The organism is Brevundimonas sp. CURTG3B2_SDJG (assembly GCF_057364705.1).
The window spans coordinates 1-8,508 of record NZ_JBNFOJ010000121.1 but is presented as its reverse complement, the minus strand read 5'-3'; the positions used below and the strand labels follow the sequence as shown (position 1 = coordinate 8,508).

The 8,508-nt window shown below is 64.7% G+C and carries 24 protein-coding genes; 10 read left to right on the top strand and 14 right to left on the bottom strand.

Annotated elements, in window-relative coordinates:
• The 12 genes from AC2W7C_RS09800 to AC2W7C_RS09745 all read right to left on the bottom strand — a co-directional run.
• On the bottom strand, window positions 1–365 hold a 365-nt coding region (locus AC2W7C_RS09800), incomplete at its 3' end, for a hypothetical protein (protein WP_486001273.1).
• Entirely contained in the window at window positions 358–783 is a 426-nt protein-coding gene (locus AC2W7C_RS09795) for an HNH endonuclease (RefSeq protein ID WP_486001272.1), read from the bottom strand. The genes AC2W7C_RS09800 and AC2W7C_RS09795, both read right to left, overlap by 8 nt.
• Window positions 780–1,250, bottom strand: coding sequence for a hypothetical protein (locus tag AC2W7C_RS09790; protein ID WP_486001271.1), 471 nt, complete (start codon window positions 1,248–1,250; stop codon window positions 780–782). Before AC2W7C_RS09790 ends, AC2W7C_RS09795 begins: the two co-directional genes overlap by 4 nt.
• Window positions 1,247–1,516, bottom strand: coding sequence for a hypothetical protein (locus tag AC2W7C_RS09785; RefSeq protein ID WP_486001270.1), 270 nt, complete (start codon window positions 1,514–1,516; stop codon window positions 1,247–1,249). Before AC2W7C_RS09785 ends, AC2W7C_RS09790 begins: the two co-directional genes overlap by 4 nt.
• Before the next feature lie 212 nt (window positions 1,517–1,728).
• Complete coding sequence (locus AC2W7C_RS09780; protein ID WP_486001269.1) at window positions 1,729–2,172, bottom strand: phage replication initiation protein, NGO0469 family; 444 nt, start codon at window positions 2,170–2,172, stop codon at window positions 1,729–1,731.
• The gene (locus AC2W7C_RS09775) at window positions 2,156–2,410 is read right to left on the bottom strand and encodes a hypothetical protein (protein ID WP_486001268.1); all 255 of its coding nucleotides are present in this window, start codon (window positions 2,408–2,410) and stop codon (window positions 2,156–2,158) included. The genes AC2W7C_RS09780 and AC2W7C_RS09775 overlap by 17 nt, the downstream gene beginning before the upstream one ends.
• Window positions 2,411–2,448: 38 nt before the next feature.
• A complete protein-coding gene (locus AC2W7C_RS09770; RefSeq protein WP_486001267.1) occupies window positions 2,449–2,658 on the bottom strand; it encodes a hypothetical protein in 210 nt (69 codons plus the stop codon).
• Entirely contained in the window at window positions 2,658–2,885 is a 228-nt protein-coding gene (locus AC2W7C_RS09765; protein ID WP_486001266.1) for a hypothetical protein, read from the bottom strand. The genes AC2W7C_RS09770 and AC2W7C_RS09765 overlap by 1 nt, the downstream gene beginning before the upstream one ends.
• Window positions 2,882–3,139, bottom strand: a complete 258-nt coding sequence (locus AC2W7C_RS09760) for a hypothetical protein (RefSeq protein WP_486001265.1) — start codon at window positions 3,137–3,139, stop codon at window positions 2,882–2,884. Before AC2W7C_RS09760 ends, AC2W7C_RS09765 begins: the two co-directional genes overlap by 4 nt.
• On the bottom strand, window positions 3,136–3,450 hold the full coding sequence (locus AC2W7C_RS09755) for a hypothetical protein (RefSeq protein WP_486001264.1): 315 nt from the start codon (window positions 3,448–3,450) through the stop codon (window positions 3,136–3,138). The genes AC2W7C_RS09760 and AC2W7C_RS09755 overlap by 4 nt, the downstream gene beginning before the upstream one ends.
• Window positions 3,450–3,665, bottom strand: a complete 216-nt coding sequence (locus tag AC2W7C_RS09750) for a hypothetical protein (RefSeq protein WP_486001263.1) — start codon at window positions 3,663–3,665, stop codon at window positions 3,450–3,452. Before AC2W7C_RS09750 ends, AC2W7C_RS09755 begins: the two co-directional genes overlap by 1 nt.
• 565 nt (window positions 3,666–4,230) lie before the next feature.
• Window positions 4,231–4,533, bottom strand: a complete 303-nt coding sequence (locus AC2W7C_RS09745; RefSeq protein WP_486001262.1) for a helix-turn-helix domain-containing protein — start codon at window positions 4,531–4,533, stop codon at window positions 4,231–4,233.
• Window positions 4,534–4,656: 123 nt separating this feature from the next.
• On the opposite strand from AC2W7C_RS09745, the gene AC2W7C_RS09740 reads away from it, so the two are divergent.
• Complete coding sequence (locus tag AC2W7C_RS09740) at window positions 4,657–4,851, top strand: hypothetical protein (protein ID WP_486001261.1); 195 nt, start codon at window positions 4,657–4,659, stop codon at window positions 4,849–4,851.
• 250 nt (window positions 4,852–5,101) lie between these two features.
• Here the strand turns inward: AC2W7C_RS09740 and AC2W7C_RS09735 are convergent, their stop codons facing one another.
• Together AC2W7C_RS09735 and AC2W7C_RS09730 are read right to left on the bottom strand one after the other, a co-directional pair.
• Window positions 5,102–5,278, bottom strand: coding sequence for a hypothetical protein (locus AC2W7C_RS09735; protein ID WP_486001260.1), 177 nt, complete (start codon window positions 5,276–5,278; stop codon window positions 5,102–5,104).
• Between the two features lie 301 nt (window positions 5,279–5,579).
• Window positions 5,580–5,777, bottom strand: coding sequence for a hypothetical protein (locus AC2W7C_RS09730; protein ID WP_486001259.1), 198 nt, complete (start codon window positions 5,775–5,777; stop codon window positions 5,580–5,582).
• An 80-nt stretch (window positions 5,778–5,857) separates the two neighbouring features.
• Here AC2W7C_RS09730 and AC2W7C_RS09725 point away from each other — a divergent pair, with 80 nt between their 5' ends.
• The 9 genes from AC2W7C_RS09725 to AC2W7C_RS09685 all read left to right on the top strand — a co-directional run.
• Entirely contained in the window at window positions 5,858–6,226 is a 369-nt protein-coding gene (locus AC2W7C_RS09725) for a hypothetical protein (RefSeq protein WP_486001258.1), read from the top strand.
• Window positions 6,198–6,326: a hypothetical protein gene (locus tag AC2W7C_RS09720; protein WP_486001257.1), complete on the top strand. Its 129-nt coding sequence runs from the start codon at window positions 6,198–6,200 to the stop codon at window positions 6,324–6,326. Before AC2W7C_RS09725 ends, AC2W7C_RS09720 begins: the two co-directional genes overlap by 29 nt.
• Window positions 6,323–6,538 carry a hypothetical protein gene (locus AC2W7C_RS09715; protein WP_486001256.1) on the top strand — a complete coding sequence of 72 codons (216 nt, stop codon included), beginning with the start codon at window positions 6,323–6,325 and terminating at the stop codon, window positions 6,536–6,538. The genes AC2W7C_RS09720 and AC2W7C_RS09715 overlap by 4 nt, the downstream gene beginning before the upstream one ends.
• A complete protein-coding gene (locus tag AC2W7C_RS09710) occupies window positions 6,538–6,831 on the top strand; it encodes a hypothetical protein (protein WP_486001255.1) in 294 nt (97 codons plus the stop codon). Before AC2W7C_RS09715 ends, AC2W7C_RS09710 begins: the two co-directional genes overlap by 1 nt.
• Window positions 6,831–6,986 (top strand): hypothetical protein, encoded by a 156-nt coding sequence (locus AC2W7C_RS09705; RefSeq protein WP_486001254.1) that lies wholly within the window; start codon window positions 6,831–6,833, stop codon window positions 6,984–6,986. Before AC2W7C_RS09710 ends, AC2W7C_RS09705 begins: the two co-directional genes overlap by 1 nt.
• 88 nt (window positions 6,987–7,074) lie before the next feature.
• Entirely contained in the window at window positions 7,075–7,464 is a 390-nt protein-coding gene (locus tag AC2W7C_RS09700; RefSeq protein WP_486001253.1) for a hypothetical protein, read from the top strand.
• Complete coding sequence (locus AC2W7C_RS09695; protein ID WP_486001252.1) at window positions 7,461–7,901, top strand: GcrA family cell cycle regulator; 441 nt, start codon at window positions 7,461–7,463, stop codon at window positions 7,899–7,901. The genes AC2W7C_RS09700 and AC2W7C_RS09695 overlap by 4 nt, the downstream gene beginning before the upstream one ends.
• Window positions 7,898–8,269: a hypothetical protein gene (locus AC2W7C_RS09690; RefSeq protein WP_486001251.1), complete on the top strand. Its 372-nt coding sequence runs from the start codon at window positions 7,898–7,900 to the stop codon at window positions 8,267–8,269. The genes AC2W7C_RS09695 and AC2W7C_RS09690 overlap by 4 nt, the downstream gene beginning before the upstream one ends.
• Window positions 8,269–8,508 (top strand): hypothetical protein (locus tag AC2W7C_RS09685; RefSeq protein ID WP_486001250.1); only part of this gene is annotated, 240 nt, incomplete at its 3' end. The genes AC2W7C_RS09690 and AC2W7C_RS09685, both read left to right, overlap by 1 nt.

The following is an 8,508-nucleotide window of genomic DNA, read 5'->3' as shown; positions in this document are numbered from 1 at the left end:
CAGACCTGAGCCCTGACCTGAGCCCAGACCTGATCCCAGACCTGAGCCCCGACCTGATCCCAGACCTGAGCCCTGACCTGAGCCCAGACCTGATCCCCGACCTGAGCCCTGACGTTCTTGCCAGCCTTCGCGGTGCCTGCCAGGAGAGCAGCGCCCATCGCGCCGGCCGTCGGGCTGTCGAGCCAGATCATCAGCTTGGGCGGGGTCAGACCCGCTGCCTCATAGGCCAGCTTCACGCCCGCCTCGGCCCGAGGTCGGTCGGCGCGCTCGGTGGAGAGGCCAACCTTCAGCCATTCGCTGCGGTACTCGATAAGCTGGCTGACCTGTTCATCGGTCAGCTTCGTGATCTTGTGGGCTTTAGCCATTGGGGTGGTGTCCTTGTTGGGTGCACTCCGCTTCGCTCCGTCCCACCGAGGGCCGATCAACCTTCTGCCTCCAACCGGCGGACTTCAGCTTGACCGTGCCCTTGGCGGGCCAGGGGTTCACGCGTTGGGGAATGGGTTTGCGGGGGCGACGCGTCTTGTCGATCCGGGCGACGATCCGCTTGGCCTTCGCCCGCGCCTTGGCTTCGGCCCTGGTCTTCTGGGCGTGATGCCCGACGCACAAGCCTTCCAGGTTGTCGTCCCGGTTCGAGCCGCCGCACCAGAGCGGGATGACGTGGTCCACATCGACCGCAGGCTCGTCGCAGTTGGCGCGCTTGCAGGCGCCGTCCTGGGCCGCGATGATTTTCTCGCGTCGGGCCTTGGAGACGTTGCGCTTCTCGATGGCGATGGGCGCGCTCATGCGGCGATCCCCTGGGGAGCCAGCATGGCGCGCACCTCGGCCTCGTAGGCCTCACTGTCGATGCCGGGTAAGAAGCGCTCTTCGACAAGGAGCTTCACCCGCTCGAAGAACGCCTTGAACGTGGGTTGATCCATCTCGTCAAAGGCGATGGATCGAGGGACGAACGTCACCTTGCCGAGCCTGTCTCGGATCGGCCGGACGTAGCCGACCTCCATTTTCACCCACTCGTGCAGGGTCTCCGCATCCAGCGGATCGGCCAATCCGAAGGGGTCTTCCGGGAAGTTCTCGACGGTCTTCTCTAGCAGAGCCCAATAGAGGCGATGCTGGGGAACGGACCGCTGCTGCGTGATCCGGCACTTCAGCGGCTTTCGCTGCGGAAAGCGGGCGAGTTCCTTTGCAGAGAGATCATCCAAGGCGACGATCCGGTCGCCGACCCTAGCGACCTGAATGGCGGGACGTTCGGTCATCGGTCGCGCTCCATCGCGCGTGCGTACTGCTGGTCGAGGGAACGGGATCGCGAGATTGCAACCAGTTCCCGGCGGCGGTCTTCCAGGCGGTCCCGGAGCGGTCCTTGGAAAACAGGAGGCAGGCTGCGGAGATGGTTGATCTGGAAGCCGGTCCACCAATCGTCGACGGCGGCGAGTGAGGGGAGATCATCGATCTCCGCGCACAGCGCCTCCCAAACGCCTTCCTTCTTGGCGGCGTACGAGCTGTCAGGCTTCCAGACCTTCATCGGGCTAGACCGTCAGGCTCAGAAAGGGATTTCGTCGGAACGGTCATACGAACCGTGGCCGTCGGAAACGCCTTCATCAGACGCGCCACCAGGAAACCCGTCCTCGCCAGCCGTCAGAGCGCGATACTCAGGCGACGACTTGATCAGTTCCTTCAGACGGTCGTGCAGCCCCTCAAGGACGGACGGCTCGAACTCGTCGAGATCGAAGTTGATCAGGTCTCCCGAGGCCTCGGCTTGGTCATCCCCTTAGGCAAGGGCATGACCGCAGCGACATTCGCGTAGGTTCGCCCATCCTTCTCGGTATGAACGACGTTCAACAGACAGCCCGCGCCGAGCACGTTTTTGGTGTCGAAACCCTTCAACTCATCCGCGGTGAAGGACCGACCACGCCAGCTCTCCAGCACCTTCCGAAGGTTGGCCTTCTCATGTAGGGAGGCCGTATAGCGCGACGAGATCGCGGCCGACCGCTGCTGCCCCTCCCATTCGACCGTGACCTCGGGAATTTCCCAGGTCAGCATGATCTTTCGGGCTGATTTCTCCTCGCCGTTGTACGAGGAAGTCTGCGTCCCGAGGTCGATCACCCGCGTGCAGATCGCCGCGTAGGCGCCCGCCTCAATGGGCTTATAGTCCGAGCCGGAGTCAGTGAGCATAACCATTGGCGGCCTCCTTCAGGTCGTTCAGGTTTTGGGAAAGCCGGGCCAACACCTCCCGGTAGGCTGAAAGGTCCTTGCCCTTCAGATCGTCCAGCACGCAGTCGAGGTGGTGAACGTCCCAGGCGACCCGCTCGGCTTCGTCCAGGCGGTCGAAGTTGAAGGGATATTCATCCGCCTCCGGGGAGCCGTTATTAGCGGCCCGAACGGTCAGGGCTGACCGAGCGGAGGGCTGGTGCTCCATCCCCTCCCCGGCTCTGGCGGTTGAGAAAGGTTGGGTGGTCACACCAGGCTCCCGATCAAAGAGAACCCGATGATCACAACCGCGAGAATCACGATGCCCATTCCGTTGGACGGCTCGCGGTCATGCTCGGCGAGGTAGGTCTGGCCCAGCGGGGTCAGTTCGACCTCGAACTCGGGCGCTTCGATCTCGACCCGGACAGGCCTGGGCCGGCGGGTGTCCGGCATCCACTGGACGAGGGGGGCGGTCATCAGAAGGGAATCTCCGCCTCGTTGATCAACCGCTCGTCGAAGCGAACCTCGCGAACGTCGTCCTTGAGGAAGGCGCTGGCGGCCGCCAGAACGACGAAGCGCTTTCCAGGATTTGCGCGGGCCAGCCGCTCAGCCTCACGCTTGGCATCCTCGTAGAAGCGATGCTTGACGGTCGGCGAACCGCCGCCTTCGCACCAGACACACCAGAACTGAGGTTCGTAGTTCATGCGGCCCTCCTGGGCTGGCCCGCAAGCGCGATCTCGCAGGCGATGGGGAAGATGCTGGTCGGACGTTCGGCCAGGGTGATGGTCACGTTCAGGGACATCAGCTCGGCGATCTGCTGAGCGAGGTCCCTCGCCTCTCCGGCCAAGCGTTCGGCCTTGAGCGTGTCGAAGGCGGACAGGGCGAAGCGGGCGCGGGCCAGGGTGGCGTCCAGTTCGACGGACAGGGCCTCGGCCTGATGGATGCGGTCGCGGGTCATTCCGCGCCTCCCGTGGCCTTTGCGATGGCGGCGCGGGCTCTGGCGAGAGTCGGGCACGGATTGCCGTCGCCGTCGAGGAACCCGTCGTATTCGCGGCCGAACTCCTCCAGCGCCTCCAGCAGTTCCGGTGCGGCTGCGATCAGGCGGGCGTTGGCGATCCCGAAGTGACCGTAGATCGAAAGATACGGGCCGCCCTCAGGACCTGTGACCTCGCACCAGTTTGGATGCTTCTCGGGGTCGAACTCGACCCGCTTGTCCTTCCAGCCCTGGTGAGCCGTCCACGGACCCGCCGTATGAGATTGCCCAGCCATCACGCGGCCCACTCTTGTTCGGCGTCGAGGTCCATCAGGCCCAGGTCCGCCGCGTCCATGACGTTCACGACGATCTGGCGGGCGATGGGGTCCTTGAGGTCCACGTCGGCGAAGATGTTCCGACCGTTGATGGTCAGGCTGACGAACAGCGGGTTGTCGGAGGGTCCGTGAGCGGTGAGCAGGGCTTCCAGAGGAAGCGTGTCTTGCGAGGCCATGGGGCTCTCTCCATCAGGTCGATGGGGAGATATTCTCTGCCAGTGAAACCCGCGTCAAGCACAAATTTCTCTGAGGGTGAACACGCGGTCAAGAATGGGCATGGGGGGCTATCCTGTCAGGGGATAGGCTTGCAGTTTCCGGCCCTAGCCTCGATCACGCGCGCCAGAGCTTCGCCCTCATAGTGGGCGAAGCCCCAGGCCTGAACCGTTGAGGGCCTTCCCGTGCGGGCATTGAGTACTGGCGACGTTCTTTGGGCTGCCCTGTCAGCTTCTATTTGAGCATCGATGACTCGCTGAACGGCCGGCGTGCAATGAGTGACGACTGCGCGGGCGACTGCATCAGCGGTAGCATCGGCCTTCGCGAGCCGCCTCGCACGCTGGAACACGCAGAAGTCAGCGGCAATCATGGTGGAGTACACGCGAGTGGAAGGACTCGTTCCTTGGGCGGAAATCTCCGCCTGCGCCGTGGTCCGTGTCGCCAGCGGCCAGGTGTCAGTGCACACGGAGCCGTCTTGGACAGCGCCGCAACCGGCTAGCCCGACGCAGGCCACCACAGCACTCCACCTCATGCCGCCCTCTCCTCCGGGTCCGCGAACACCTCAAGCTGTTGAAGGGCCTTCTCTCGGAACACCGGGTTGGAAATGCGTCGTAGGATCGCCAGGGCGCGCTCTTCAAAGACCTCGATGCTGTCGCCCCATAGCTCAGCGACGGAGGCGCATTCCAGCGCGATTGCGATCCCGCGGGCCACTGCCTCAGAGGGGTTGCGCCTGGCGCCGGTCTCAAGGGAGCTAATGTAGCTCACGACGACGCCCGCAACGTCCGCCACGTGCTGCTGGGTCACTCCCAGCGCCTTGCGCCGGGCGCGCATGTTCGTCCCGAAGGGTCCTGGTGTCGCCATCAGTGAAGTATGGCGGCCACGGCAAAGGCTGTCGTCCGACTGACAGAGAACTCGCGGATTGACATTCTTTTCACTGACAGAGAATATGGTCGGGTGCAGATCACCCCGACCGAACTCCGCGCGCGCACTGGCATGAGCATCGGCTATGCGAGCGAACTCCTCAACGGGAACAAGGAACCGGCGCCGCGGATGGCCGTCCGCATATTCCGGGCAACCGGTCTCAAGATGGGCGCCCTGAAGGGCCTGTCAGACGCCGAGGTCGCCGTCCTGGAGAAGGTGCACGGATGACCTACCCCGGCGCCCCCAGTTCGTCGGTCAAAGCGCAGCCCCCGCAAGAGGCCATGCAGTGCGCGATCCCTGCGGTGATGAGCGCCTCGCGTGTCGCGTCGCATGGCGACGGTCGCAGAGACGACACCTTGCGCTGCTCCTCGATGAGCGCTCGGAGCGCCACCCCGGTCTGGCAGGGCGCGTCGCCCCGGCTGATCCGACGGAGCACCTTCTTGGTTTCCGCGTGGGATCGCAGCTGCAAGAGGGGCATTCAGGCCTCCAGCGACTTGAGATACGCGGCCAGGGATCGGCGCAGCCAAACCTCGGCGCGAGCGGCGGCCAAGCGTGTCGCCGCATCGAACTCCGGCCCCCTGATGGACACGATGTTCGAGTCCCAGAAGGCCCGTTCGTGCGCGAAGTCGGCGGCCCTTGTCATCGCGTCCCGCATGGCGTCTCGGTCGTCGCCGAAAACGGCGAGGACCAGTCCGAAGATCGCGACGAACTCCGCCGATGGCGGCGGCGGCTCCAAAGTACCTGCACTCAAGGCTCGCCCCCACCAGGCCCCCCGGCCCCGTAATTTCACGGAACCGCGAAATGACCCCGGTGTCTACGGGGTTAACCACCAATCCGATCACGAAATCGCGACGTATACTGAAGGTTGTTCGCGCAACGTCGGAGTTCGCCATGCGTCGGCGCGACCGTGGATTGTAAATGCCTGTAACTATCAGTCGGAACAGCGAAAGGGAGCGCTAGGCTCCCCCTCCCTGCTGCTTGGATTTCTGCGCGGCCATCGCCTGCCGCAATCTCTGTTCCGCCATCTTGAGGGCGGGTCTCTTCAAGTCCGGGCGCTCAATCGCGAGCGTCATGTTCCGTTCCGCCGATTCCAGGAACGTCCAGCGAGTGATCTTGGCGCGGTCGCCAAACTCCACCTCGATCAGCTCGCACATCCGTTCTTCTCCTGCGCCGCCACCGGTCCGGTGCGGCCCGCTGCGGTGACCAAGTGATGTCACTGTCAGGGGCCGAATGCATGCCGACCGACCGGCAACTTTTCGTAAGGCGTCTAGCCGATGGGCTGTCGCTGTTTGTGACCCGCAAGCACGGAACGGCGAAGGACGCCGCCCGGGCCTACGGGATCGACCCGAGTACCGCGGAAAACATGCGGAAGGGTCACCTGTCCGTTCCAACCCTGGAGAAGGTCGCCAGAGCCGAAGGCTGGGCTCTGTGGGCCGCGCTGGGCGAGGAGCTGCTCGGACAGTCCTACCACGACCATCTGCACGACATCATCGAGAGAGAATCCCATGCCCAGAGAGCAAGGGAGGCGTACCGCGATAACGTGGTCCGCCTGGAGGAGCGCGCCCGCGAGTTGGGTGCTGCTCTACATCGGCAAGGCGCTTAGCCGGATCGGCTTCGGCGTCGAGAAGGCTGGCGGCCGGATCATCGCGTTCGCCGTCCGCCGGTTGGAGCGCAAGGCCCAGCGGCAGGGTGGTCACAGATGACCCCTGCCGCCCAAGACGCCGCCCGCGATCTCCTGGCCCGCGTCCAGGACATGCAGGCCCAGTACGCCGACGACAAGATCGCCCCGTTCAGCCGAGCGCGCGCCCGAGACCGGGCATTCGCGGCGGCCGGCCGGTTCGAAGCGGCACTGTCCAAGCCGATCAGCGAGGCCGTCCAGCCTTGGACACCCTGGAACCAGAAGGGAGCGAAGTGATGTGCGACTTCAAGCCGGGGGATGAGGTGGTGTGCGTGGATGCGGTGCCGCGCGATGCCCGACCCTTGGAGCTCGTTGAAGGCCGGGTCTATGTCGTCTCTGAGGTCTTCCTGTGGTTTGGCGGCGTCGGGGTGAATCTCGTTGGCCTTGTGGCCAACGACGCCCCAGGCTTCTGGGCTGACCGCTTCCGCAAGGCCCAGCGCCGCGAACTGAACGCCTGGCTCGAAACCGCAGTCAAGAACACCGACCACTTGGACCGCTCCCGTCCTGCCAAGAAGCGGGAGCGCGCCTGATGCTCCCGCTCTTCCTCATTTGGTGGTGCTTTGACGACCACCTAGCCGCCGCGACCGGGATGCCTGGCCTCGGGACGCTCCCCATCTGGGTCGTCCTGCTGATGAGCCTCTGCGGCTCCTCGCTCTCCTTCACCGTGAAGCGGGAGCGCGCGTGATGCTGTTCGACGGCACCATCCTCGACGCCATCACCCCTCCCAACCCTAAGCGGGAAGCGCTGCACGCTGCGTTGGCGGGGGTGCGGTCATGACTCCGCCTTCGATTGAAGACCTTCAAGCAGAAATCGCGCGTCTGCGGCAGGAGCTGGCCGGGGCCGACGCCTCCACGATCCAGCGAATGAAGATCGAGCTCCGCATTCGCCCTCAAGAGGCGGCGGTTTTTGCCTGCCTGACGGCGCGTGAGCAGATTTCGCGCTCAGCGATTTACACGAGCGCGTTCCAACGTCCGGACGGCGACGGACCGTTCGACCAGATCATCGGCGTGGTCATGTGCCGACTGAGAAAGCGCATGCATCAGATCGGGATACCTGGTGGGATAACGGCCATCTACGGCTGGGGCTACGCGCTCTCGCCATGCGCTCGTCAATGGTTCCATGAGCGGTTCGGGACGCCGGCCCCAGCAGGGGGCAGCGCATGACCCCCTGGACCCACGAGGAAGACCAAACCCTGGCCCGACTGCGGGCCGCCGGTTGGTCGGGCACCGCAATCGGTATTGAGCTCGGACGTAGTCGCAACTCGGTCATGGGCCGAGTTCAACGCCTTGGATTGAGCCGCCCCCACCAGAGAACGCGCCCGGCGGTCGAGGCTGTGCATAAGCATCCTGCTCCTCGCGGTCACCAGTGGGCCGGACTTGTTGTCGAGGCCTGGAGTGATCGTAAAGCGCGGCGGGCACGGGAGCGCGCGCTGAACGACGATCATCTTCCGGATACTGATCGTTGGGCCTCAGAGTTTGCCTATGAAACACCGCGCTCTCTTCGAGCCGCCTTGGGCGTCTTGGCCGGACGTCTAGACGACCCTGACCTATTCCGACACATCGCGGCGCGACTTGATGCTATCAAGGCGAGTGATAGATGACCCCAGCAACCTTCGCGAGGCCAAGCCCGGCGACGCTGAATCGTCTTGAGAATGCTGGATGGTCCGTGTGCGCGGGCCATCTATTCAACCTCCGCACGCGCGAAGCCTCGTTTCTGAAGTGGATGGTCGTCGACGGCCCGGGGCGGTTCTGGTCGGTCGGTTTGTTGGACGAGCCTGCGGCTGATTGTGCGCGCACGCGGCGGAGCGACGACGCCCGCCGCCGCATCGCCGTTCACATGGCCAGGATTCGCACGGCCTTACGCGATGTCGGATTTCCGCCAGAGGTCGTCGAGAACGATCCGGAGGCCGGCTACGCCGTTCCGGCCCGGTTCGCTCGGCAGATCAGAGCCATGGTCGAGGGCGGCTGATGTACGTCTCCGCCGACACCATGGCGCTGCTCGTGGGGATGGGCGTGACTGGCGACAAGCTGGTGGAGCTGTTCCGCGCCTTGGAACGGGATGCGCAGTTCGTCGCGCCCGTCCCGTCCGAGCGAGACGAGCAGGCTGAACGGCGGCGCGCGGCAGACCGTGAACGGTATCACGCACGGAAACTCCGCAGAAACTCCGCAGAAACTCCGCAGAGCGGCCCTCCTCCCCCTCGCCCCTTC